At 41.2% G+C, this 25114-nt stretch carries 19 protein-coding genes; 13 read left to right on the forward strand and 6 right to left on the reverse strand.

Annotated elements, in window-relative coordinates:
• Positions 1 to 234: 234 nt before the first annotated feature.
• The 3 genes from QJ048_RS04485 to QJ048_RS04495 form a co-directional block, all read right to left on the reverse strand.
• Positions 235 to 951 (reverse strand): hypothetical protein, encoded by a 717-nt coding sequence (locus QJ048_RS04485; protein ID WP_282333129.1) that lies wholly within the window; start codon positions 949 to 951, stop codon positions 235 to 237.
• 153 nt (positions 952 to 1104) lie between these two features.
• Positions 1105 to 2259 carry an MFS transporter gene (locus QJ048_RS04490; protein ID WP_282333130.1) on the reverse strand — a complete coding sequence of 385 codons (1155 nt, stop codon included), beginning with the start codon at positions 2257 to 2259 and terminating at the stop codon, positions 1105 to 1107.
• Positions 2260 to 2667: 408 nt separating this feature from the next.
• Positions 2668 to 4047, reverse strand: coding sequence for a serine hydrolase domain-containing protein (locus QJ048_RS04495; protein ID WP_282333131.1), 1380 nt, complete (start codon positions 4045 to 4047; stop codon positions 2668 to 2670).
• Between the two features lie 329 nt (positions 4048 to 4376).
• Between QJ048_RS04495 and QJ048_RS04500 the strand changes: the two genes are divergently transcribed.
• The 6 genes from QJ048_RS04500 (at position 4377) to QJ048_RS04525 (ending at position 11342) form a co-directional block, all read left to right on the forward strand.
• Positions 4377 to 4862, forward strand: coding sequence for a MarR family winged helix-turn-helix transcriptional regulator (locus QJ048_RS04500; RefSeq protein ID WP_282333132.1), 486 nt, complete (start codon positions 4377 to 4379; stop codon positions 4860 to 4862).
• A 76-nt stretch (positions 4863 to 4938) separates the two neighbouring features.
• A complete protein-coding gene (gene hutH, locus QJ048_RS04505) occupies positions 4939 to 6495 on the forward strand; it encodes a histidine ammonia-lyase (RefSeq protein WP_282333133.1) in 1557 nt (518 codons plus the stop codon).
• 54 nt (positions 6496 to 6549) lie between these two features.
• The gene (hutU, locus tag QJ048_RS04510) at positions 6550 to 8229 is read left to right on the forward strand and encodes a urocanate hydratase (protein WP_282333134.1); all 1680 of its coding nucleotides are present in this window, start codon (positions 6550 to 6552) and stop codon (positions 8227 to 8229) included.
• Between the two features lie 72 nt (positions 8230 to 8301).
• Complete coding sequence (locus tag QJ048_RS04515; protein WP_282333135.1) at positions 8302 to 8754, forward strand: nuclear transport factor 2 family protein; 453 nt, start codon at positions 8302 to 8304, stop codon at positions 8752 to 8754.
• 109 nt (positions 8755 to 8863) lie between these two features.
• On the forward strand, positions 8864 to 10096 hold the full coding sequence (gene hutI, locus QJ048_RS04520; protein ID WP_282333136.1) for an imidazolonepropionase: 1233 nt from the start codon (positions 8864 to 8866) through the stop codon (positions 10094 to 10096).
• A gap of 187 nt (positions 10097 to 10283) precedes the next feature.
• The gene (locus QJ048_RS04525) at positions 10284 to 11342 is read left to right on the forward strand and encodes a formimidoylglutamase (RefSeq protein ID WP_282333137.1); all 1059 of its coding nucleotides are present in this window, start codon (positions 10284 to 10286) and stop codon (positions 11340 to 11342) included.
• A gap of 336 nt (positions 11343 to 11678) precedes the next feature.
• Here QJ048_RS04525 and QJ048_RS04530 read toward each other — a convergent pair whose 3' ends face one another.
• Together QJ048_RS04530 and QJ048_RS04535 are read right to left on the reverse strand one after the other, a co-directional pair.
• Entirely contained in the window at positions 11679 to 13922 is a 2244-nt protein-coding gene (locus QJ048_RS04530) for a patatin-like phospholipase family protein (RefSeq protein ID WP_282333138.1), read from the reverse strand.
• A gap of 177 nt (positions 13923 to 14099) precedes the next feature.
• The gene (locus QJ048_RS04535) at positions 14100 to 16064 is read right to left on the reverse strand and encodes an ABC-F family ATP-binding cassette domain-containing protein (protein ID WP_282333139.1); all 1965 of its coding nucleotides are present in this window, start codon (positions 16062 to 16064) and stop codon (positions 14100 to 14102) included.
• 384 nt (positions 16065 to 16448) lie between these two features.
• Between QJ048_RS04535 and QJ048_RS04540 the strand changes: the two genes are divergently transcribed.
• A complete protein-coding gene (locus QJ048_RS04540; protein WP_282333140.1) occupies positions 16449 to 17069 on the forward strand; it encodes a DUF3347 domain-containing protein in 621 nt (206 codons plus the stop codon).
• A 93-nt stretch (positions 17070 to 17162) separates the two neighbouring features.
• Here the strand turns inward: QJ048_RS04540 and ytxJ are convergent, their stop codons facing one another.
• Positions 17163 to 17489, reverse strand: a complete 327-nt coding sequence (ytxJ, locus tag QJ048_RS04545) for a bacillithiol system redox-active protein YtxJ (RefSeq protein ID WP_282333141.1) — start codon at positions 17487 to 17489, stop codon at positions 17163 to 17165.
• Between the two features lie 617 nt (positions 17490 to 18106).
• On the opposite strand from ytxJ, the gene QJ048_RS04550 reads away from it, so the two are divergent.
• The 6 genes from QJ048_RS04550 (at position 18107) to QJ048_RS04575 (ending at position 25103) form a co-directional block, all read left to right on the forward strand.
• Positions 18107 to 19459 (forward strand): UDP-N-acetylmuramate--L-alanine ligase, encoded by a 1353-nt coding sequence (locus QJ048_RS04550; RefSeq protein ID WP_282333142.1) that lies wholly within the window; start codon positions 18107 to 18109, stop codon positions 19457 to 19459.
• Positions 19460 to 19493: 34 nt separating this feature from the next.
• Positions 19494 to 20264 carry a 3'-5' exonuclease gene (locus QJ048_RS04555; protein WP_282333143.1) on the forward strand — a complete coding sequence of 257 codons (771 nt, stop codon included), beginning with the start codon at positions 19494 to 19496 and terminating at the stop codon, positions 20262 to 20264.
• 74 nt (positions 20265 to 20338) lie between these two features.
• The gene (locus QJ048_RS04560; RefSeq protein ID WP_282333144.1) at positions 20339 to 21133 is read left to right on the forward strand and encodes a polyprenol monophosphomannose synthase; all 795 of its coding nucleotides are present in this window, start codon (positions 20339 to 20341) and stop codon (positions 21131 to 21133) included.
• Positions 21134 to 21426: 293 nt separating this feature from the next.
• A complete protein-coding gene (locus QJ048_RS04565) occupies positions 21427 to 22308 on the forward strand; it encodes a DMT family transporter (RefSeq protein ID WP_282333145.1) in 882 nt (293 codons plus the stop codon).
• Between the two features lie 298 nt (positions 22309 to 22606).
• A complete protein-coding gene (locus QJ048_RS04570) occupies positions 22607 to 23932 on the forward strand; it encodes a TolC family protein (RefSeq protein WP_282333146.1) in 1326 nt (441 codons plus the stop codon).
• A gap of 31 nt (positions 23933 to 23963) precedes the next feature.
• Positions 23964 to 25103 (forward strand): efflux RND transporter periplasmic adaptor subunit, encoded by a 1140-nt coding sequence (locus QJ048_RS04575; RefSeq protein ID WP_282333147.1) that lies wholly within the window; start codon positions 23964 to 23966, stop codon positions 25101 to 25103.
• Positions 25104 to 25114 lie beyond the last annotated feature (11 nt).

Here is a 25114-nt window from a genome sequence, read left to right on the forward strand (position 1 = left end):
TGAACGATAAACTATAATCCTTCTGGGTCCTTTTTAGATTACCACTCTTTGTTGCTTTCATTGTATAAGTCAACTTTTGTGTCAACTTATTTCAGGACGAGGCATAATTAAGAATTAATAAGGCGGCATTCGTTACTGAATGCCGCCTTATTTTTTTATAGAATATGAAGAAGTTATTTTCTGGTTATGCTGCAACACCTATTAATTGTTAATTATTAATTATTAATTCGCCACTCACGCTGCTTTACTTATCAACCTCACCAGGCTTCTTTTCGCAATCGGCAACAACGTTTCCTCCAGCGGATAAGAAAGTTCTGTTTCGATGGAATATACTGCGGGATTTGGTAACGTCTTGTTTTTCCTGATCAGTTCAGCTTTGATATTTTCGTAGGTGTTCACCATATTTCTTTCCCAGCAGTCAACATACTCAGTTACAATGGTGCGGTATTTTTCATCGTGTTTTTCAAAAAAACTCAAGTGATATTGATACACACGGGTAAGGTTGTATTTGCCTTCATTCAGGAAAAAATATCCTTCATTATGCTCGAGTGGCACAATGCCAATAGGGAAGATGTTCAGTTTTGTTTCCACAAACTCATAGATCTCCGTGCCGTTTGTGATGGTGTTCTTCATTTTGCCGGCAGAATAATTGATAATGCTTTCAAGCTCCTGCATCAGTTCGTCGTCTTCAATCATTTGGTTGTACAACAATTGAAGTTTCTCCATTTGAATGCCAGTGAGTGTTTTGGGAAAATGCTCCTGCAGGTATTTTTTATTCTCTCTGAACGCAACAATGTTATTGTAGTGGAAAACCAGGTCGCCTAGTTGAGGGTAAAGTTTATTTTCTGCAAAATATCTACCCACCTCCTGTAAGTAGGCCAGAAGTGTATATTTTTTGAGCTCAAAATCTATGTAGCCTTCGGCAAACCAGGTTTCGGATAATGTTTTCATACACAGGTATTTTGGTCTATATGAAAATACGAAAACAGAATTACATTCTCAAATAATCGTTAATGGTCAATCGTGAATCATGAATATCCTTCGAGCAGGATGAAACTGTCAAAATAATAGCTGTTGCAAAGCCTTCGGAAACCCATTCACGTTTCACGATTCCCGATTCGCGATTTTCAGTTTAGTAGTAAGAATAATCACCAGCAAACCAAGCATACCAAAGGTTGCAAAAGACCAGCGGATGCCCGCTGCATGCGCAATATAACCGATCAACGGTGGTCCCATTAAGAAGCCAAGATAACTTACCGTAGATACTGCTGCAATTGCTGTGCCCGGACTCATCGTTGTGTTTTTTCCGGTGAGAGCGAAGATCATTGGCATAATGCACGACACGCCAAAACCTGTAAGAATACAGCCTATTGTAGAAGGTATGAAAAATGGAAAACCTGCGGAAAGCAATAAGCCGCACATGATCAATGCGCCGCTGATCTGCAAAACATTTTTTACGCTTAATAAATTGATGAGTTTATCGCCCACAAAGCGACCAATTGTCATAGCGGTCATGTACGCAATGTAACCAACGGTGATCAATTTTGCAGGAGCCATCACCGCCTCTTTAAAATAAATGCCCGCCCAATCCATCATTGTTCCTTCACACGCGAGACTGCAAAAGCCAATGAGCCCAAGCTTTACGAGTGACTTATCAGGCAAAATAAATGCTGGACGTTTCTCTTTTGCGGTTTCTGTATCAGGCAAACTATAACGTGAAGCAACAACAATTACAATCAGCAAAAGTACTGCTGCAATGGTGAAATGAACGGCAGGAGAGATGTTGAAATATACCATTGATGCCCCCGTTGCAGCACCTGCAAAACCTGCGAGGCTCCATATTCCATGAAAAGATGCAATAATCGATTTGTTGTATAAATGCTGAACCTGCACAGATTGTGCATTCATTGCGATATGCATGAAGTTGCGTGAGGAACCGAAGCAAAAGAGAATAACAGCTAATTGCCACGGCGTTTGTGCGAAACCAATGGCAGTTAGCGCCAGCGTGAAAATAACTGCACCTGCGGCCATGATATTCCTGCTGCTGAATTTGCTCAATAAGAAACCGGTCACGGGAAGTGTAAGCATTAAGCCAAGTGGCATTGCGAACAATATACTTCCCAATTGCGCCTCATTCAAATGTAATTTCTGCGTTAATGTAGGAATGCGTGAAGCCCAGCTTGCAAAACTAAAACCCGATACAAAGAAGAAAGCAGAGATCGCCGCACGAGCGGAAAACGCACTGGAAGATTTGAGCATGCACAAAAATACAATAATTTGAAAATTTGAAGATGAGAGAGAACGCTGATCTTCATGATTGTCATGATTAGTGATGATTTTTTATTTGGAATGGATATTTGCTATTTAACGCTAGCCTGAATATCAAATTGCAAATACAATGTCGTTTAGTTAAGTGTTTGAAAAAACAAAAGCATCTCGCTTGTCATCCCGAGGAACGAGGGATCTGGGCCTAACACTAACGAACACTCTGCGTAAACAATCACGCAGATCCCTCCTTCGTCGGGATGACAAGCAGTCTTTCTTTCCTGGACATAGCAACCAAGTAATTGACAAGTTGCTTAACTAAACGACATCAAATTGCAAATATCAAATGTCAATTTTCAAATCATAAAAAATCATCTCAATCATGAAAATCTGCGTTCCGTTTTATTGAACGGCGTTCACTATATCATGCAGGAATTTATCCGCATTCATCTTGTTGCCATGTTCTAAAGCGAGTCTTACAATCACTAATTTTTTTGAAGGAATTACCCAAACATATTGTCCTTCGTAGCCGTCCGCCCAATAGCAGTCAGCGGGCACGTTGGGATATTCTCTTTTTGCAGGATTACCAGGCGCGCCTGCATTTAGCCACCACTGAGCTCCGTACATACCCATAGGGTGTGTAGTTGCGGGTGTAGTGCTGTATTTTACCCAGCCTTCCGGCAAAATGCGTTCGCCGTTCCAAACACCATCGTTCAAATACAGCAATCCAAATTTTGCCCAATCTCTCGCTGTTGCAAATGAATAGGATGAACCGACAAAAGTGCCACCGGCATCCGGTTCAATCACCGCGCTATTCATACCTATCTTGTAAAATAATCTTGTATATGGAAAGTTCTCGTACTCACTGGCAGGAATGGTTTCGCGAACGATGTGAGACAAGATATTTGTGGTTCCACTTGAATAGTAAAAGAAAGTGTTTGGTTTCCTTTCAATCGGAGCTTGCAACGCAAAGCCGCCCATGTCTTTTTCTTTATACAACATGTTGGTGGCATCGCACGACTTGGTATAATTTTCTTCCCACTTCAAACCGCTCGACATTTGCATCAGGTTTTTTAAAGTAATGTTTTTACGATCATCGTTCTTCCATTCTGCGATTGGTGCTGGTGCGTTTACATCCAGTTTGCCATCTTTCACCAAAATGCCCAGCAAAGCATTGGTAATACTTTTTGTCATTGACCAACCAATAAGTTTGGATCTGGAGCTATAGCCATCGGCATACCTTTCTGCAATAATCTGTCCATCATAAACAACCACAACAGCTCTTGTTCTTCGGTTCTTTTTTTCTCCAGGCTCTCCAAACGCAGAGTCTAATGCAACATTGATCAGTTTTTTATCAATGCCTGCAATCACGGAGTCGTTCATTTTGCTGCTGTAGGGCCACAATGCCGGATCTGCAAGCGTAAGATATGGTGCAACTGTTTTTCTCGGTTCCTTGTAAAAATCTTCTTTGCTGACTCCATTCAACAGTGTTGCTCCCATGCCTGAACGGTAGATCGCGACCCTTTTTGCAAAGCCAAATACAGTGCCCGTTACTGAAGAGTCCTGCAGGTTTACTTTGTACGTTCCAAGCGACAGGGGAAAACCTTCCAGTTCATTTTTGATCACATCCTCCGGAGACCTTCCCGCTATGAAAACATTAGAGCAGAGATTCTTTGCACCATAGCCGCTAATAATCGGGAAAGATCGCCAACAAAAACTAATGACAAAAGTGAGTACAATCGCCAGAACGACAAGAAGGATAATCCGAAGTTTACGATACATATAGGACAATTAGAAGCCTAACTTAATAAAAAATGTAGTTCACACAAAGAGAAGAAAGATATTTCACGCAGCGAGCGCAACGGAGCAGCGACGCGGAGGATTTTACGCAAAGCTGCAAAGGAGCAAAGACGCATAAGGAAGAGTATATTTTATTACGCAAGCGAATGCCGCATGTAGTTTTGACTCCGTTGCGTCGCTGCTCCGTTGCGTTCGCCGCGAGAAGCCTTATGCGTCTTTGCTCCTTGGCGTCTTTGCGTGAAAACCTTTGCGTGAAAATTTTTGCACAAAATGAAAACTCTGCTATATTTGTATAAGTACTTATATAATTTATGAATTTTTACGAATCACTTGGATTTTTGGTTTTTGGCAGTCGCTTGCGCAGGTTGAGTGAGAGCTTTCTTGCGGATGTAAATGATCTGTACAAGCATCATAAGATTAAGTTCGATGCTTCCTGGTTTCCGGTGTTTTATATTTTGTCGGAAAGACAGGCCGTATCCATCAAAGACATTTCAGACGAGCTCAATATTTCGCATTCTGCCGTTAGTCAATTGGTTACGAATCTGCAATCTAAAGGCTTAATAAAGATCAGCAAAGCAAAAGATGATGGCCGCAAAAAAGTCTTAACTTTTACAAGCAAGGGAAATCAATTGCTGCAGCAGGTGAAGCCCATTTGGAAGGCACTACAGGATTCCATGGAGGAACTGATCAATGAAAATAAAGACAGCAGAAAAGTTCTGCAAGCAATAGGTGGAGTAGAGCAGGGACTGCAAACAGCGAGCTTGTTCAACAGAATAGAGAATAAATTGAAAAATTGAAAGTTGAAAATGGGGTGCTTTCTCATTTTTCAACTTTCAATTCCTAACAACTATCAACTAACAACTATAAACTCATATGACCTTTCAATACGGAGTTGATCACTTAACAGCAAGTATTGCGTTGCAGATCGCATCTGGAAAAATAAAAGGTGTGCTAGGTAATGCAGCATTGGAAAAGATTAAGAAGAGCCAGCGGGATGTGCAACAAATTGTGGATGATAACAGAACTGTGTATGGCGTAAATACTGGCTTTGGCATCCTGGCAAATAAACCCGTTTCTCCGGAGGATACACGATTGCTGCAACACAAGATTTTGCAAAGTCATAGCGTAGGCGTTGGCAATGCAATACCTGAGGAAATTGCAAAGCTTATGTTGATCACGAAAGTGCATGCTTTGGCGCAAGGGTTTTCTGGAGTGCAATTGGTAACGCTGGAAAGAATTATGTGGCACATCGACAATGATGTTATTCCAGTTGTTCCGGAAAAAGGAAGTGTTGGCGCAAGTGGGGATCTGGCGCCATTAAGCCATTTGTTTTTGCCGTTGATAGGCTTGGGCGAAGTTTTCTACAAAGGCAAGCGCCAAAATATATCCGGCGTCTTGCAACAAAACAATTTAGCATCCATACAACTCGGTCCGAAAGAGGGTTTGGCGTTGATCAATGGAACGCAATTTATTTTAGCATTCGCAGTGAAAGCAGTTGAGCGCATGTACAATTGTTTGGAAGCTGCTGATATCATCGGTGCGATGAGCCTGGAAGCATTAACCGGCACTAAGGCTCCGTTTGATGAAAGATTGCATCAGCTGCGTCCATATGCAGGAAACAGATTGGTTGCTCAGAGATTGAGATTGCTATTGCAGCATTCAGACATCATGCAAAGTCATATGGATTGCGGAAGGGTACAGGATCCCTATAGTTTGCGTTGTATGCCGCAGGTGCACGGTGCGAGCCGTAATTCGTGGTTGCATTTGAATGAATTGACTGAAATAGAATTGAACTCGGTAACAGATAATCCAATTATTTTCTCGGCAGATGATACGATCAGTGGTGGAAATTTCCACGGTCAGCCAATGGCGTTACCCCTTGATTACGCATGTTTCGCAGCAGCTGAAGTGGGAAATATTTCGGATCGTCGCTGCTATCTGTTGCTGGAAGGAAAATGGGGATTGCCGATGTTATTGATGAAAGATGTTGGCCTGAACAGTGGCTTCATGATTCCTCAATATACAACAGCAGCGCTGGTTACAGAAAATAAAACATTATGTTTCCCCGCAAGTGCAGATAGTATTCCAACTTCATTGGGGCAGGAAGATCACGTAAGTATGGGAAGCATTAGCGGAAGAAAATTGAACCAGGTAATAGATAATCTCGAATGGATTTTAGCGATCGAATTAATGAGTGCCTGCCAGGCGATCGAATTCAGAAGGCCATTGCGAAGCAGCGAATTGCTTGAGTTTGCACATGAGTATGTCCGCAAATTTGCAGGCTTCGCAGAGGAAGACAGAATTTTTGCAAACGACATCAACGCTATCAGAAGCATTATCCACGACTATTCTTTTGTACAAAATGTAGATGCGTTTGCGAGGGAGAAAGGAGTGGTGTTAGGTAAAGGATTTGAAAACTTTAATTTTTAATGTAAGAAGTACTATGTACATCTCACTAACTATCAACTAACAACTAAATTAAACATGAGCACAACTACTTACAAACGTTACGACGTTGAAAAATATAAGACACCTACCGGTTCTGCATTACAGTGTAAAGGCTGGGTACAGGAAGCTGCATTGCGTATGTTGTTAAACAATTTAAATCCCGATGTAGCCGAGCGGCCCGACGATTTGATCGTATATGGCGGACGTGGTAAAGCAGCAAGAAATTTTGAAAGCCTTGATCTGATCATCAAAGCCTTGAAAGATTTGAATGAAGATGAAACCTTGCTGATACAAAGTGGTAAACCTGTCGGCATTTTACGTACTCACAAAGATGCTCCGCGTGTATTGATATCCAATTCGCAACTTGTTCCTAAATGGGCAACCTGGGAGCACTTCGATGAACTGGAGAAAAAAGGTTTGATGATGTACGGCCAAATGACTGCGGGAAGCTGGATCTACATTGGGTCACAAGGAATCGTGCAGGGTACTTATGAAACATATGCAGCAGCTGCTGACAAACATTTTGGAGGCACATTAAAAGGTACATTGAACGTAACTGCCGGACTGGGGGGAATGGGTGGCGCTCAGCCTTTGGCCATAACAATGAATGAAGGGGTTGCACTGATTGCAGAAGTAGAAGAATGGCGCATTGATAAAAGACTTGAAACAAAATATCTTGATATTAAGCTAACAGACATTGACGAAGCAATCGACCGCGCATTGGAAGCGAAAGCAAACAAAGAAGTACTGAGCATTGGTGTGTTGTGCAATGCGGTGCATTTACTGCAAAGATTGGTGGAGAGAAAAATCGTTCCGGATACTTTAACGGACCAAACCTCTGCACATGATCCTTTGATCGGTTATATTCCTCATACTTTAACGAATGAACAGGCAAATGTCTTGCGTAAAGAAAATCCTCAGCAATACATCGATCTTAGCTATGATAGCATGAAGCTGCATGTTGAGTTGATGATTGAATTGCAAAAAATGGGGGGGATTACCTTTGACTATGGCAACAACATTCGTGCACGTGCGCAGGAGAGAGGTTTGAAAAATGCGTTTGATTTTCCTGGATTCGTTCCTGCTTATATACGGCCATTGTTCTGTGAAGGTAAAGGTCCATTCCGCTGGGCAGCACTAGGCGGCGATCCTGCGGATATCGCGGTGACAGACGAACTAATTGCCAACATGTTTCCTGAAAATAAAAGTCTGCAGCGCTGGTTGAAGCTGGCAAAAGAAAAAATTTCATTCCAGGGTTTGCCTGCGCGTATCTGCTGGCTGGGGCAGGGTGAGCGTGAAAAGGCAGGTCTTGCATTTAATGAATTGGTGAAATCCGGAAAAGTAAAAGCGCCGATAGTAATAGGTCGCGACCATCTTGATACAGGTTCTGTAGCCAGTCCTAATCGCGAAACGGAAGCGATGCTTGACGGCAGTGATGCGGTGGCTGACTGGCCGTTGTTGAACGCATTGATAAATACAGCAGGAGGCGCAAGCTGGGTGAGTCTACATCATGGTGGTGGTGTTGGTATGGGTTACAGTATTCATGCTGGAATGGTTATTGTTGCTGATGGTTCGGACGATGCAGCAGTGCGTTTAAGCCGTGTATTGAGAAACGACCCGGGAATGGGTGTTATCCGTCACGCAGATGCCGGTTATGACATTGCAAAGGACACGTCGAGAAAATTTGGATTGGATATTTCCGAAAGATTGAAATAGATTAAAAGAACTAGGAATTAGGAATTAGGAATTCATTTTATTAGTCTTCGATTCAATTATTTAATTATTATCATGAAATACGCCCTAACCATTGCCCTCTTATGCTTTTGCTCGTTATTGCATGCACAATCAGAAGAATCTGCGATTAAAGAAACGATCAACAATTTTTTTAAAGGAATGAAAACTTCCGATACTGCGTTGCTGATCAGTGCTATTTCTCCGAATGCTGTTCTTCAAACAGTAGTAACTAATAAAGACCAAAAGGTAATAGTGAGGACAGAAGAAATGAGTAAATTTATTGAGTTTGTGGCAAAGCCACATCCGTTGGTGTTTGATGAAAGAATACAATTTGAGACAATCAAAATCGATGCGGATCTTGCTTCTGCGTGGACGCCGTATCAATTTTTCCTGGGCGATAAATTCAGTCACTGCGGTGTGAATTCATTTCAGTTGGTGAAGCTTGATGGCAAGTGGAAAATTCAATACATTATTGATACGAGGAGAAAAGAGAAGTGCATAGAGTAAAATATTGACCATTAAGACACTCAGGTCACTAAGCCGCACTAAGGGTTCTCTTAGTGAAACTTAGTGACCTGAGTGCCTTAGTGGTAATTTGTTAAAATCAAATTATCGAATGTCTACATTAGTAATCAGGAATATCGCGCAATTAGTAGGAGTAAGAGAGGAAAGTATTTTATTAAGAGGTGATGCTCTGAGGGAACTGCCCACAATTGAAAACGCGTACCTCATCATCGAAGATGGCATCATTGCGGACTACGGCAAGATGAGTGATCTTCAAACAAGCAGTGCAAACACCATTGATGCCAACGGCGCATTCGTTTTGCCCGCCTGGTGCGATAGCCACACGCACATTGTGTTTGCCGGCAGCCGCGAGACAGAATTTGTTGACAAGATAAACGGATTGAGTTACGCGGAGATCGCTGCAAAAGGCGGCGGCATTTTAAACTCGGCAAATAAGCTTAGCCACACATCAGAGGAAGAACTGTTTGCTCAGGCATGGAAACGTTTAGAAGAACTGAGTAAACTCGGTACCGGCGCAATTGAAATAAAGAGCGGCTACGGATTATCTGTTGACGCCGAGTTGAAAATGTTACGCGTAATAAAAAAACTGAAAGAGAAATCTTCGCTTTCCATCAAAGCCACTTTCTTAGGAGCGCACACTTATCCTGTTCAATACAAAGAAAATCACCAGGGCTATATTGATTCCATCATAAATGAAATGTTGCCTGTAATAGCCAATGAAAAATTAGCAGATTATATCGATGTTTTTTGCGAAACAGGTTTCTTTTCTACCGAAGAAATGGAAACGATTTGCAAGGCAGGCATCCAACACGGTTTAAAACCGAAACTGCACGTTAACCAATTAAATAGCATTGGCGGTATAGAAAAAGGTATTGAGCTCGGGGCTGTTTCGATGGATCATCTGGAAACGATGACAGAGAAAGATATTGCAGCAATCGGCGCCTCTCCGGTGATTGGCACGCTTTTGCCAACCGCTGCATTTTTCCTGCGCATGCCTATGCAGCCAGCACGACAACTGATCAATGCAAATTGTGCAGTGGCCTTGGCTTCAGATTTTAATCCCGGCTCTTCGCCAAGTGGCAACATGAATTTTGTCGTTTCGCTTAGCTGTATTCAAATGAAAATGTTACCAGAGGAAGCCATTAATGCAGCGACGCTAAATGGTGCTTATGCGATGGAACTGCAAGATGAAGTTGGCAGCATTACTAAAGGCAAAAAAGCCAATTTGATTTTTACAAAACCCGTTTCTTCTATAGCTTATCTGCCATATTCATTCGGCAGCAATCTTATTGATAACGTCATGATTAATGGCGAGATCGTATAATGTACGATGTGCGGAGTACGGTGTACGATAGTCATTATTAAGTAAAAGTCTAGCGAATTTCGTACACCGAACATCGTACCTCCTACTTTACTTCGTACATGATTTTAGTCAGTGTGTTAAAATTTATTTCCACAAACCTCAAGATTATTTGAAACAAAACAATAGCTTTAGTAGATAAACTACTTTTATGCAGCATCTTAAAATTTACACTAAAAAGGACATCCTTTCGTTTACACACATTCGAAAATTTGAGACTAAAATAGGAGAAGAAGTTGCTGTTGTAAAAAGTGTTGCGGACCTGGAAACATCTCCTGCTCGTTTTGTGATCGTAGGCATTTCAGAAGATATTGGCGTAAGGGCCAATCATGGAAAAGGCGGCGCTGACACAGCGTGGCAGCCATTTATTCAAAGCTTTCTCAATGTACAAAGCAATGATTTTTTACAGGCAAATGACATCGTAGTTTTGGGACATTTTGATTTCTCTGCACTATCGCATGTGATTGAAGGCAACGTGACAAATGCTGATGAAAAAATTGAAGCTTATCGCCATGCCGTAAATGCAATTGATGAAGAAGTTGAAAATCTGATTAAAACAATCTCATCATACAAAAAAATTCCAATCATAATTGGCGGCGGACATAACAATGCTTACCCTTTGATCAAAGGTGCTGCAAAAGGTTTGCATAAAGCCGGTGTCATTCCATTGGCACAGATCAACGCGATCAACCTGGATGCGCACAGTGATTATCGACCCGCAGAAGGCCGACACAGCGGCAACGGTTTCCGCTATGCTGAAGAGGATGGTTACCTGCAGAAATATTTTATGCTGGGTATCCACGAAAATTATTTGCCGCAAAATGTTTGGATGGATATTGTAAACAATCCATTCTTTGACTGCATTACATACGAAGATATTTTCCTGCATGGCAAAAGAAACTTTATCGAGGCCATTGCAGATGGAATAGATTTTACAAACGACACCGCCTGCGGTATAGAACTTGATCTTGACGCGATTGAAAATGTATTGAGCAGTGCGATTTCTCCTTGCGGCATATCACCAATCCATGCACGCCATTACATCAACATGGTAGCATCAGAAGCCAATGTAGCGTACCTGCACATTTGCGAAGGCGCGGCGCAATTAAGCGATGGCAGGAGAGATGATACTATTGGCAAACTAGTGAGCTACTTAGTGACAGATTTCCTGAAAGCGCAGCACGTGGAAAATTCAGAGGATAATTTGTAGAAATTGAAAGTTGAAAGTTGAAAATGGAGGGAGTGGCGCGCAGATGACACCGATTGGACTGATTTACACGGATTTTTTATTCGGCATATTACTGAAAAATGATTGGTAGAATCTCATGAAACTATTTACCATAAAGAGTTTGCTCAAAGTTTAGTGAAAGTCATTTCACTAAACTTTTTTTGTGGATGTCAAATGAGTTTTTTAAGCCGTTGGCATGCCGGTAAATAAAAATAATTATGCAATCACTTTCGCATTTAGAATTTCGTGGACCAGTTATTCAGTTATTTGAAAAAAGATCCGTGTAAATCAGTACAATCAGCGTCATCTGTGTGCTCTCTAAAACGCAAATCCAAAGTTTACATAGGTTGTCACTTTCTTCGATTGGTCACCGTACATCACACTAAATTCAATTGGGCCTAATGGAGATGTGTAGCCCAGCGTTCCGCTGTAGCCCGTGAGCCACTTGGGTCTTTGGAAAGTATTGTCTTGTTGAATATAATCGTAGATGCCAATATTGGCACGCAAAATTGTATAAGTGTTAGTGAACCAGCCTCTGCGCCAGCCCCATTGATAGGTAAGATAGGATGGAGTAATAATTGCAGCTTCTGGCAACCCCGCAAACAATACCTGGTTATGTATTACACTGTTTAACCCGCCGATAAAAAAGTCGTTGAATAGTATCTGGTTGTTGTTAAACAATGCACCCGCCTGCAGCAAGGTGGAGAATGTATTCCTCTTAGTTGTTTTATAACCTTCCAGGAAAAAATGAAGTCCCACATGGTTGGTGAAATTGAAAAGCGAATCAATTGGAGTCTTTACATCGTTGTCATGTACAATAAAAGCATTGGGCGATTGGTTAAAAACATAGTTCATGGATAGTTCCGTACGAATGCCCTTTAATGGAAGAGTTGGCTTGTCAAGTGTGTTAAACTTGAAAAAAAATGATGTGTTCCATTGATTGTCATTTCCTGAAAAGGATTCAGGCGCAGGAATTTTTGGGTGATAATGTATCCATTCGTAAGCGGCACCCACGCCAAATGTCATGCTGCGTTTGCGGGACGTTTGCAGTTTGGCACCAAGATGCGAATAACGCTGCTGATATAATCCGGCGGTTCTGAAATCATCGTATATCGTCAGTTCCTGGTTTTCGTAACTGCCGTCCAGAAGCAATACTTTCCATGCCCCTTTCTTGCCAAAAAGCTGCATGTGTTCCGCCCGTACTTTGATGTTGTCGCCAAGGTTTGCCGTTACAATATCTCTTGTCTTTTTAAACAGCCAGTCTCTTGTTGTAAGATTAGCCACTGCGCCCACACCCGTTGTACGGTTATAGTTCAAGCTGAATTTTGCGAAGCTTTGCGGATTCTCGGCTATATTAAGCGTTATCTTACAATGCCCCGAATCCAGCGGCGTTAACTGGTAAGTTATCTTATTATAGTAACGTGTACCAAATGCCATGCGTATTCTTTTCGAAATGTCCTTTTCGGTATAAGGCTGATGCAATTCTAAACGCATCATGTTTTTCAAAAAGCTTTCTTCTGTAAAACGCAATCCAACGACTTGCATTGAATCGATGATAACGGTTGAATCTCTTTTGATAACGGGCATGATATAGGCGCGTTCACCATACAATACGTTCAAGGAATCTGCGATCTTTTTGAAATAGGAATAGTATCTTCTTCCCATGTTAATGCCAGAGTCGATAATGACGGAGCTGCTGGAAAAACTTGCAGACGTATATCTTTCTACATCATGCTTTATGTACACCTGGCAAAGACTGTCTTCACTCGGCCTTAATTCTGCTTCTTTAAAAAAAGCAATCTGCAATAAAACTTCAATAGGTGAGTTGAGCTTTTCGGGCGATTTTAATCCTTGCGCCACATCGCTTCCGATAATAATATCGGCACCCATTTTTTTTACATCGCTTGCAGGGAAGTTCCTGATCAACCCACCGTCTACCAGTTTTCTTCCCTCATAATCTACCGCCGTAAATACGCTGGGAATAGCCATGCTGGCACGAAGCGCCGTTACAATATTCCCCGAATCAATTACAACCGCCTTTCCGTTGGAAAGATCTGTGGCGACGCATTTGAACGGAATAGGGAGGCTATCAAAATTGGTGGTTTTGTAAACATGGAAGAATAACTCGGAAAACTTCAGCCAAAGTTCTTCACCTTCAAGCAGGCCTGAAGAAAATTTAAAGCGCCCATTCACAAAAGGTAATTCGATGGTGTATCGTCCATATTCATCCTTTTCTTCCATCATATAACTGCGCATTTGCGATTGGTTGGAAAGCAAAAGGTCCCAGTCGATGCTATGTGCAATATGCACTATAGAATCGGCCGTATATCCCGACGCATACAAAGCGCCGATGATGCTGCCCATGCTTGTCCCGGTAATATAATCGATGTGAAGTCCTGCAGAGTCCAATGCTTTCAGTATGCCTATATGCGCAAGTCCCTTTGCTCCGCCGCCGCTTAGCACCAATCCAATTTTTGGCCTCGGTGCCGGTCCGGATTGAGCAAACAGGGAGAAGTAACTAAATAGAATAAGAGTTGTACAGATGATTCTTCCTCTGAGCATACACGCTGTTGTAACACGAATCTAAGGAAGAAAAGGGAATAACTGAATAACTGAGTAACTGAATAACTGAATGGTTTAACGGTTAATGCAGAATGCTCAACACAAACTCGCTGTATTAAGCGTTAAGTGTTGAGCATTCGAACCACTCGGTTATTCAGTTACTCAGTTATTCAGTCATTACACCTGCGCTTCCAGCTCCACGATCTTTTCGAAGGTCGTTTCGTACTGGGCATTTAGCTGCGCAATCTCCTCACTCACTTTTTTGTAGTTGCTTTCAGTTTGAGTGAATTTTCCTTTATCAGAATATGTTTCAGGATTGCCAAGTTGTTCTTGCAGTTTAGCCTGTTGTGTTTTCAACTTGTTAATTTTTTCTTCCAGTTGTTGAAACTGCCTTTGATGCTTTTGCAGTTCTTTTTGAGCTTCCTTGTTTATGGCGTTTCCCTGGTTGTTATTGGCTGCAGGTTTTGGTGCAGGAGCGGGCTCTGGTTTAACCTCTGCTTTAGCTGGTTTTTCGACTTTCTCAGCATTTTTTTGTTGGGCCGCCATTCTTTCTTTCCACTCTACGTATTCGTCATAAGTGCCTTTAAATTCTTTAATCTCATGATCGGCAATTTCCCAGATCTTGTTTGCCGTCTTTTGTACAAAATAACGGTCGTGACTTACCAGGATCAAACTACCCTCGTATTTTTTCAAAGCTTCGATCAACAGTTCAACAGAGTGCATATCAAGGTGGTTCGTAGGCTCATCCAGCATCAGGAAGTTGGCTTTGCTGACGATCGTTTTTGCCAGTGCAACCCTTGCTTTTTCTCCTCCACTTAGTACCTTTATTTTTTTATCAACAGCCTCGCCGCCAAACAGGAAGCAACCCAATAAAGTACGCAGCTCCACATCTGTCTTCTGGCTACCGCATTCCTTCATTTCATCAAGGATCGTATTATTCAGGTTCAAATCCTCTAATTGGTGCTGGGCATAAAAACTCTCTTGCACGTTATGGCCCCAAACCCTTTCTCCTTCGCTGAATTGTTCAACACCGGCAATGATTCGCAGCAGGGTAGACTTACCTTTACCGTTCGCCCCAATCAATGCGATTTTATCTCCGCGATCTATTTCTGCCGATGCATTTTCAATAATTGTATTATCGCCGAATCTTTTGGTCACGTGTTTTAGTGTTGCCAAAATTTTTCCAGGAATTTTGTCAACCTGGAAGTTGATCCTGATGTTCGGTCTTTCAATTTCCACATCTTCGATACGTTCTATTTTGTCGAGACGTTTTTGCACACTCTGTGCCTGCGCCGCCTTACTGGCTTTGGCTTTAAAGCGTTCAATAAAACGCTCCTGCTGACGGATATAATCCTGCTGGTTTTCGAATGCACGTTGTTGCATTTCTACACGCAGTTCTTTTTCCTTTTCGTAGTATTCGAAGTTGCCTGTGTACTGATGAATTTCACGCTGATATATCTCCACGATCTTCGTTACCATGCGATTCAGGAAGTATTTATCATGGCTTACAATTACCACAGAGCCCTTGTAGTGCGTCAGGTATTTTTCCAACCATTCGATAGAAGGAAGGTCAAGGTGGTTCGTCGGCTCATCGAGGAGCAAAACATCCGGTTGCTGGAGGATCATTTTGGCCAGCAGCACACGCATGCGCCATCCACCACTATATTCTTTGTAAGGTCTTTGAAGGTCGGCATTGCTGAAACCAAGACCCTGCAAAACTTCTTCTGTCTTGTGATGAATATTATAACCGTCAAGCGTATCCATTTCGTGGAGACGGTCAGAGTACTCATGCAAAGTTTTTTCGTCGCCGGTTTTTTCCAGTTCGATACCCAGTTCTTCAATTTCTTTTTCCAATTGTAATACCCTTTCGAAAGCACCGAGGGCAACCTGCAAAATGCTGTCGTTGGTATCAAAACTCAAAAGATCCTGGTGAAGATAACCGATAGTGGTGCCGCGGCTTCTTTCCACCGTTCCTTTGGACGGCAGGTATTCGCCCACCAACACTTTCAGCAGAGTTGATTTTCCCGTACCATTATAACCAATGAGACCAATGCGCTCATTCGGCTGGATGTGCCATGTAGCATCTTCAACTATTGTTCTTGCACCAAACTCAAACGTAACGTTCTGTAGACCTATTAACATAATTTTTTGCGGCGATTCTTTTTCTGATTGATTATCAATGGTGAAAAAGACGATTGCTTTTTTTAGTATTTAAAAAATTGCCGAAAGAAAAAGGTCTCCCGGCAACGGGATGCAAAAATAATTCATTCAGCGGAGTAAAAGCTTTAGCTATCTTTGAAAAAGCATATTAATTTGAAAAATTAGAGAGCACGCAGATGATGCAGATGGGACTGATTTGCCCAGATAAGTAAAAAATCAAAAGTGAAAACCCGTTATTTGGCGTGACTGCGCTAATAGTTTTTGAATTTTGATTTTTCACTTTTGACTTATCTCTGATCAGCGTTAATCTGCCAATCAGTGTCATGTGTGTGCCTTACTTTCTTACCCATAAAAAATAAAAAAACGATGAGAAATCTGTTAATGGCAACAGTAGTCGGTTCAGCATTCATTATTTCCTGCGGTGGTGGTGGCAATAAAAAAGCGGAAGAACAAAAGCAGGAAGCCCCACCTACTGTACCGGTTGTTAGTAAAAATTCAAACGAATTCAATCAGTCATTTGAGAAACTGCTGGGCAATTATTTCGAATTGAAAGATGCTTTGGTGGCCACGGATTCGGCAAAAGCAAACGCTGCAGCAAAAAAGCTGGCAGTTAACGCAGATAGTTTGAATGTAAAAGCTCTCACTGATTCAACCGGAGCGCTGCAATCTACTGCTCAATCATATACTGGTACAATTAGTGGTTCCGCAAAAGGTCTGGTGGGAGAGAAAGACATTGAAGCAAAAAGAAAAGAATTCCAAATGATCTCTGACGCGATGTACGACCTGGTAAGAACGGTTCGTTACGATAAACAAAAAATCTACCATCAGTTTTGCCCGATGGCATTTAACAGTGCAGGCGCTGCATGGCTGAGCCAATTGGAAGAAATTAAAAACCCATATTTCGGCAGTAAAATGCTAAACTGCGGCGAGACCCAGGATGTGCTTGATTTTGGTGCGGCGAGCGAGCCAGCAAAAGCCGCAGAATAATTGAATAAACTGAATAGACTGAATAAACTGAGTGTTTCAAATTCGTTGTGCACGATTGAATATGACACTCAGTTTATTCAGTTTATTCAATCCCTAGAACTTCTCCTCAATTTCATCTATATTAATCCCCATATGGCTTTCGTCGTAAACGCATTCGCCATTTTTGATCAATAATATTTGCGGGGACTCGTGACGAATGCTGAAATCTTCAGCGATTTTGTTTGAAATATTGCGGTGTGCGATAAGATCAAGATAGTGAAAGTCGGCTTTTTCGTTTTCCTTCTCTCTGTCAAGTCTGCTTTTAGCCATGCTGCTAACGGAGCATCGGGTAGAATGTTTGAAAATCACTTGCGGTTTTGTGCCAGAATTCTTCTTTATTTCGTCCAACTGCTGCTCTGAGTTCAATATGTTCCACTTCATAATAGGTGCAAATAATTAAAAAAGGTTACTCTTGATTTACAAAAGTAACCTTAAGTCAATTATTGAAAAAGTTAATAGATTATCTGTAACCGATCATGCCGGCAGTTGCTTTACAACCACTTCTTGATGAAGAACATGATGTTAACGCTACTGTAGCGATAAGTGCCAACACAATAAAGATTCTAGTTTTCATTTTCTGGTATTTAAAGTTAAAAAAAAGACGGTGCTACGGGGTAGCATCATGCAACAAATACGTGGAATTCAAAGGAAAACGGAACGAGGAATTGGTGTTGGTACTATAGGACTATTAGGAGTTATTTAGACTAGGTGCAAAGATGCATTATAAAATTTGATTAAGCAAGAGAAAACGATTTTTTTTAGTGCATATTTGCAAAGCAAGTTATGGGTTGTGAGTTTTGAGTTATAAGTATGTCTCTCCAACAAATACTTTCAATTCGAAATCCACCTCTCAAGACTTATTACTTGTGGAAACTTAACGAGATTGCAGGAAGTGAGTTATGGGTATGTTCGCGAACAAAATGCGCTCAAAATCAAGGCAATCCGTGAGAACTCATTACTCAAAACTTATAATTTAAAACTTATAACGCACGACTTAAATGAAAGTTCACTTTATAGCAATAGGAGGTAGTGTAATGCATCAGTTGGCGATTGCACTAAAAAGGAAAGGATATATTGTAACAGGTAGTGATGACGAAATTTTTGAACCCGCAAAATCCAATCTCCAAAAGGAAGGTATTCTGCCTGAAAAGGATGGTTGGTATCCGGAAAAGATAACTACCGATATAGACGCGGTGATCCTGGGTATGCACGCCCGTGAAGACAATCCCGAGTTGCAAAAAGCGAAATCGCTCAACCTCAATATTCACTCGTTTCCGGAATACATTTTCGAAGAAAGCAAAAACAAGAAACGGATTGTTGTTGGAGGAAGTCATGGTAAAACAACGACAACTTCCATGATCATGCACGTGCTGAAAAATTCGGGAAAAGCTTTTGACTATTTGGTTGGAGCAAAACTTGAAGGATTTGATCAGTCAGTTGCCATTACCGACGCGCCGTTGATCGTTTGCGAAGGTGATGAATACCCTGCAAGCGTAATAGAAAAAAGACCGAAGTTTCATTTCCTGTTTCCGCATGTGGCTATTATTACAGGGATTGCGTGGGACCACATTAATGTGTTTCCAACCTTCGACTTCTACCTGGAACAATTCAATATATTTATCGATAAAATTGAACCGGGCGGCGTATTGATTTACAACGAAACAGATGAAGTTTTAAAGAAACTGGTTTCAGCCCATCCTTCCACAGTTCGCAAAATCGCGTACGCAATTCCGGAGCATACGATTGAGAACGGACAAACAAAAGTGGTGATTGATAATCAAACTGCTACTTTAAATGTGTTTGGCAATCACAACCTGCTTAATCTGAACGCGGCGTACTATGCATGTAAAGAGGCCGGTGTTGATACAAATACTTTCCTCAAAACGATAGCAAGTTTTACAGGTGCTTCCAAAAGATTGGAACTGCTTGCAAAGAACGACGGAACAAATGTTTACCGCGATTTTGCGCATGCACCTTCGAAAGCAAAAGCGACAATAGAAGCTGTGAAACAGCAGTTTCCCGGCAGAAAACTGATTGCTGTTTTTGAACTGCACACTTTCAGCAGTTTGAATGAAAAGTTTATGAGCGAGTACAAAGGCGCCATGGATAAAGCCGACGAAGCCGTTGTTTTCTATAGCAATCATGCGCTCGAATTGAAAAGAATGCCACCGCTTGATCCACCTGTAGTTGAGAAAGGTTTTGATAAGAAAGGTTTGGTAGTGATCAATGACAAAAACAAACTGCAGGATTGGTTGCAAAAGCAAGATTACAAAAATGCAAATCTCCTTTTAATGAGTTCCGGCAATTATGATGGATTGGATATCCTTACTTTTGCGAAAGAGATCGTTTAAAATACCAATTTTTAATACCTAATTTCTAATATTCATGTTATCATTAGCACGTCCACTGGCTTTTATTGATCTGGAAACGACAGGCATTAATTTAAGTACGGACCGTATTGTGGAAATTGCCATTGTAAAAATGCTTACAGATGGTACAAAAACAGTGAAACGTAAACTCATCAATCCAGGTATGCCTATTCCTGCGGTAACCACCGCGGTTCACGGCATTACCGATGAAATGGTTAAGGATGCACCCACTTTTAAGGCTGTTGCAAACGAGATCAAGCAGTTTCTGGATAATACAGACCTTGCCGGTTATAATTCCAACCGTTTTGATATTCCAATGCTGATGGAAGAGTTTCTCCGCTCGGGTATAGAGCTGGACATGAAAAACCGCAAACTGGTGGACGTTCAAAAAGTATTTCACCTGATGGAGCAGCGTACATTGAGCGCAGCATATAAATTTTACTGTGAAAAAGACCTGACAGATGCCCACAGCGCAGAGGCTGATGCAACTGCAACACTGGAAATCCTGGTTGCGCAGGTACAACGCTACCCCAATCTTGGTAATACAATTGACGATATCCTTAAATTTACTGGCGATGACATGATTGTTGATTTTGCCCGCCGCTTTATTATGGATGGTAAAGGCGTGGAAATCTTCAACTTCGGCAAATACAAAGGACGTTCAGTAGCAGAAGTTTTAAAAATGGAGCCACAGTACTACGATTGGATGATGAAAGGCGATTTTCCACTCCATACCAAGCAAAAACTCACGGAAATACTGAATCGTACATTGTTAAAGAAGGGATAAAATGCACATATGTGCGAAATTTGGGAAATGGTTAGCGGCTAAAAGTTCTACATTTGCATTAATATATTTTTGCCTTGGAAAAAATAGTAATTATACCTACCTACAACGAGAAGGAAAACATCTCCAATATCTTGCATGCGGTCTTCGGATTGCATGAAAAATTTCATGTTTTGGTAATTGATGATGGTTCTCCTGATGGGACGGCAGAGATTGTAAAAGAACTACAATCAAAGTTTCCCGGTCAACTTTTTCTTGAAGAAAGAAAAGGTAAACTTGGTTTAGGTACGGCTTATATTCATGGGTTCAAATGGGCCCTCAACAGGGATTATCAGTTCATTTTTGAAATGGACGCTGATTTTTCTCATAATCCCAAAGATCTCAGCCGTTTGTACGAAGCCTGTAAATATCAGGGTGCAGACGTGGCCGTTGGTTCCCGCTATGTAAAAGGTGGTGGAAACGTAAACTGGCCGTGGGACAGAGTGGTGCTTTCAAAAGGAGGTTCACTGTACACCCGCATGATCACCTGGATTCCTGTAAAAGATTCTACAGCCGGATTTGTATGCTACACAAACGACGTATTGAGAACAATTAATCTTGATAAAATATTGTTTGTTGGTTATGCATTCCAGATAGAAATGAAATTCGCAGCGTGGAAACTTGGTTTTAAAATAAAAGAGGTGCCTATCATTTTCCAGGACAGAAAATATGGTGCTTCTAAAATGAACAAAGGCATAGTAAAAGAAGGTATTTTGGGAGTATTGAATTTGCGCTGGCAAAGCTTATTTAAAAATTATAGCAATAGGGTAAAAAATAACGACGTGGTTCAGATGCCGCGCTTCCAGAAAGAAGTCTTTGCAAAAACCAAATAGTCTTTTTTATCAAAGTTTATTAAAAGGAAAGGACCTGTAACTATTACGGGTCCTTTTTTTATGTACAGAACGGAACGCAGATGGTCATGATTTTCATGATTTATTAAGTAAGATATATGCAGATATGATGTACGGAATACATTGAGGAGTTACTTCCCAATGACTTTTGCGCATCGTACTCGTACATCTTCGATTCTAGTAGGTGTTTTTTAAAGAAATCACTACCAATCATCACAATCTTAACAATCTGCGTTCTTTGTCAAAATCTTTCCCCCATCTTTGCAACCTCAATTATGAAGGGTGCATTTATAAAACTACACATAGCCGTTTTCCTTGCCGGGATCACCGGTATTCTGGGAAAACTGATTTCACTTAATGAATCATTGCTGGTTTGGTATCGCATGCTGATAACTGTGGTTACGCTGTGGGTGATATATGCCTTCCGGAAAAAGATCATTCCCGTATCTTTTAAAGATCTTTTGCAAATGGTGGGAGTGGGCGCGGTTGTGGCGACACATTGGGTGGCTTTTTACGGAAGCATCAAATATGCAAATGTCTCCGTATCGCTGGTTTGCCTTTCACTCATGGGATTCTTTTCTGCGTTAATGGAACCAATTTTGCTGCGAAAAAGAATAGCTTTTCAGGAGGTATTGCTCGGAATGGTTTCCGTAGGAGGTATTGCGCTTATTTTTCATTTTGATATTCAGTATAAGGTTGGGATCATTTTTGGAATTGTAGCTGCTTTTCTGGCTTCATTGTTCACGATACTTAATAAGAAGCTGCTTGGAAAACATGATTCAGGAACGGTTACACTATATGAGTTGAGCGGAGGTTTTGTTGTTCTGACTTGCGTAATGCCATTCTATTTATCGGCCTCACAAATTGGGTTTTCACTTCCTGCAGGGCTCGATTGGCTGTGGCTGCTCATATTGAGCTGGTTATGTACAGTGTTGGCTTTTTATATATCTTTAGATGCTCTAAAAGATATTTCACCCTTTACAGTTAACCTTACTTATAACCTCGAACCTGTTTACGGAATATTGCTGGCTTTCTTTCTGTTCCATGAAAACAAATACCTGAGCAACGGATTCTATGTGGGTGTTTTCCTGATTTTTGTCGCAGTGATTTTACAAATGGTTCGCGTCAGGAAAAAAATACATTCGATGGCCGTTTAGGGTTCCGTACGGTTTTACCTGGGTTTCATTACTTGCCATAATTTTTGGTTGTTAGTCGATGGTTTTTCGTCGTCAGGCTTGCTGTGTTATTTCCTTCTGACAACTAGTATCCAACAACTGTCGACTTTTGCGTATTTTTTAAAGTTTGTACAGTAAAGTTTCTAAAAATCAATAAGTTAATATAGAAATGAGATGTTGATTTTGGTTCTTTGCCGTTTATTTCTGCAAATCGATTTTCGGCAAAGCCCAGGATCAGTATAGGATTTCATTCTTAAAATTTAAATCATTGATGAGATATATGAAAAAAAAAGAAACAGGACTTTTATGGGTTTTCCTGGTTATCTCAGTTCTTCGAATAAACGCGCAAACTACAGACAGCACACGGTTTGATCTTGATGAATGTATTCAATATGCATTAAGACATCAGCCTGCCTATAAGCAGGCAAACATGGATATTGATATTGCTAATGAGCAGGTAAAAGTGGCATTGGCTGATTGGTTGCCGCAGGTAAATTTCAACTACAACCTGCAGCATTATACACAGCTTCCTGTGTCTTTGGTTCCCGATGCCAACGGAGTTAAAAAACCGGTTAAATTTGGCGCGCCAAACACCAGCACACTGGGATTTTCTCTTAATCAAAGCATTTTCAACAGAGATGTTTTGCTGGCTTCACGCACAGCGAATGATGTACGCACGCAAGCAAGACAAAATTCTACGGGTTATAAAATAGACCTGGTCGCAAATGTCAGCAGAGCGTATTATGATGTATTGCTTTCACAAAAAAGAATTGAAGTGTTGGTGGCAGACACTGAAAGGCTCGCCAAGAGTTTGAAGGATGCGTACAGTCAGTTCAATGCTGGTCTTACCGACAAAACGGATTACAAACGTGCCATTATTTCCCTTAATAATTCTAAAGCAGAACTGTTCTCCAGTCAGCAGGGCATAAAGGCAAAATATGAATATCTCAAACAACAAATGGGGTATGACAGCACAGTCAACATTGCGATTCAGGCAGACAAATCGAAGCTTGAAGAAAAAATAATAGTCGATACAAGCGCCGGAATCAACTACGACAACAGAATAGAGTATCAATTGCTGAAGACACAGCAAAGGCTTCAGACAGCGAACCTCAAGTATTACAAATGGGGTTTCCTGCCGAGTGTGGGAGCATTTGGTAATTATAACCTGGTGTATCAAAACGACGAGTTTGCAAAACTATACAGTACAGATTATCCAAATTCACTATTTGGTTTAACCGTTGCAGTGCCTCTGTTCCAGGGAACGAAACGAATTCACCAGGTGCGTCAGGCTGAACTGGAATTGAAACGAATGGATTGGGATTTCCTTGCGTTGAAAAAATCTATCAACACTGAATATACCACAGCAATTGCGGTGTACAAGGCAAATATGAATAACTATCTGGTGCTGAAAGAAAACATGGATCTGGCAAATGATGTGTACAACATCATAGATCTGCAATACAAAGAAGGTATCAAAACATACCTCGAGGTAATTGTAGCGCAGTCGGATTTGCGTACGGCTCAACTAAATTATTTCAATGCACTGTTTGAAGTGCTTTCAAGCAAAATAGATGTAGACAGGGCATTGGGACTTATACAATAATCAAACTTTTAAAAGATAAACATTCGGATATATGATAAAGCAAACCATTCACTGTTTGTATGTTTTTGTATTTGGAATAGTAATGTTCACCGCTTGTAAACCCAAGCAACAACAGGCTGCACCTATTCCCCCCGTTCCTGTAGTGGTTGATAATGTGAAGGAAGGAAACGCAACATACTTTGATGAATATCCTGGTGTGATTAGTTCCTTAAATGAAGTGGAAGTGAGAGCGCAGGTAACTGGTTATATCACGGGCATCTTCTTCCAGGATGGACAAAAAGTAAAAAAAGGACAAAAGCTATACACTATCGACCAGCAGCAGTACCAGGCAGGTTATGACCAGGCGGTTGCAAACCTGAACTCGGCAAAAGCGGCTTTGGATAAAGCGCAGAAAGATGCAGACAGGTATAACCAATTGTTGAAACAAGACGCAATCGCAAAACAAAAAGTAGACTATGCCGAAGCAGATTTGCAAGCTGCAAAAATGCAGGTAGCAGCGGCGCAGGCGAATGTTGCCAGCTTGAGCGCGAACCTTCGTTACTCTGTGATCACTTCTCCGATGGATGGAACTATTGGCTTTTCACAAGTGAAAAAAGGTGCCTTAGTTTCCCCAGGCAGTACAATATTGAACGTCATTTCTACCAGCAATCCAATAGCTGTGGACTTTAACATTGATGAAAAACAAGTGCCGTTTTTTGTTGGATTGATCGATAAAAATCTGTCTGATTCAACATTCACTATTGCAAGTGCCAATGGCATGCGTTACAAATATCCCGGTAAGATCAGTGTAATGGACAGAGCTGTTAATCCTCAAACCGCTACTTTGAAAGTAAGGTTGGAATTTGAAAATCCACTGGACGTTCTTAAAGTTGGGATGAGCTGCATTGTGCGTGTTAAGAATGGCAGCGAAGGTCAACGTATTGTTATCCCTTACAAATCAGTGGTTGAGCAAATGGGTGAGTACTTTGTATATGTAGTGGGGGATAGCAGCAAAGTGGAACAACGCAAAGTATCACTTGGTAAAAATGTTGGCGATAAAGTAATTGTAAACAAAGGTCTTGATTTGAACGACAAGATTGTAGTGGAAGGTGTGCAGAAGTTAAGACCAGGCTCGGTAGTAAAGCCCGCAAACATTGGTGATTCCACTGCAGCTAAATCACAGGCTCATTAATGTTTCAAGTA

The sequence above is a fragment of the Pinibacter soli genome, from assembly GCF_029961145.1.
GTDB classification, from domain to species: domain Bacteria; phylum Bacteroidota; class Bacteroidia; order Chitinophagales; family Chitinophagaceae; genus Pinibacter; species Pinibacter soli.

Excerpts from the sequence above, each read along its gene's own strand:
- QJ048_RS04485 (WP_282333129.1), bottom strand. The coding sequence starts at position 951 with ATGAAAACATTATCCGAAACCTGGTTTGCCGAAGGCTACATAGATTTT.
- QJ048_RS04490 (WP_282333130.1), bottom strand. The coding sequence starts at position 2,259 with ATGCTCAAATCTTCCAGTGCGTTTTCCGCTCGTGCGGCGATCTCTGCT.
- QJ048_RS04495 (WP_282333131.1), bottom strand. The coding sequence starts at position 4,047 with ATGTATCGTAAACTTCGGATTATCCTTCTTGTCGTTCTGGCGATTGTA.
- QJ048_RS04500 (WP_282333132.1), top strand. The coding sequence starts at position 4,377 with ATGAATTTTTACGAATCACTTGGATTTTTGGTTTTTGGCAGTCGCTTG.
- hutH (WP_282333133.1), top strand. The coding sequence starts at position 4,939 with ATGACCTTTCAATACGGAGTTGATCACTTAACAGCAAGTATTGCGTTG.
- hutU (WP_282333134.1), top strand. The coding sequence starts at position 6,550 with ATGAGCACAACTACTTACAAACGTTACGACGTTGAAAAATATAAGACA.
- QJ048_RS04515 (WP_282333135.1), top strand. The coding sequence starts at position 8,302 with ATGAAATACGCCCTAACCATTGCCCTCTTATGCTTTTGCTCGTTATTG.
- hutI (WP_282333136.1), top strand. The coding sequence starts at position 8,864 with ATGTCTACATTAGTAATCAGGAATATCGCGCAATTAGTAGGAGTAAGA.
- QJ048_RS04525 (WP_282333137.1), top strand. The coding sequence starts at position 10,284 with ATGCAGCATCTTAAAATTTACACTAAAAAGGACATCCTTTCGTTTACA.
- QJ048_RS04530 (WP_282333138.1), bottom strand. The coding sequence starts at position 13,922 with ATGCTCAGAGGAAGAATCATCTGTACAACTCTTATTCTATTTAGTTAC.
- QJ048_RS04535 (WP_282333139.1), bottom strand. The coding sequence starts at position 16,064 with ATGTTAATAGGTCTACAGAACGTTACGTTTGAGTTTGGTGCAAGAACA.
- QJ048_RS04540 (WP_282333140.1), top strand. The coding sequence starts at position 16,449 with ATGAGAAATCTGTTAATGGCAACAGTAGTCGGTTCAGCATTCATTATT.
- ytxJ (WP_282333141.1), bottom strand. The coding sequence starts at position 17,489 with ATGAAGTGGAACATATTGAACTCAGAGCAGCAGTTGGACGAAATAAAG.
- QJ048_RS04550 (WP_282333142.1), top strand. The coding sequence starts at position 18,107 with ATGAAAGTTCACTTTATAGCAATAGGAGGTAGTGTAATGCATCAGTTG.
- QJ048_RS04555 (WP_282333143.1), top strand. The coding sequence starts at position 19,494 with ATGTTATCATTAGCACGTCCACTGGCTTTTATTGATCTGGAAACGACA.
- QJ048_RS04565 (WP_282333145.1), top strand. The coding sequence starts at position 21,427 with ATGAAGGGTGCATTTATAAAACTACACATAGCCGTTTTCCTTGCCGGG.
- QJ048_RS04570 (WP_282333146.1), top strand. The coding sequence starts at position 22,607 with ATGAAAAAAAAAGAAACAGGACTTTTATGGGTTTTCCTGGTTATCTCA.
- QJ048_RS04575 (WP_282333147.1), top strand. The coding sequence starts at position 23,964 with ATGATAAAGCAAACCATTCACTGTTTGTATGTTTTTGTATTTGGAATA.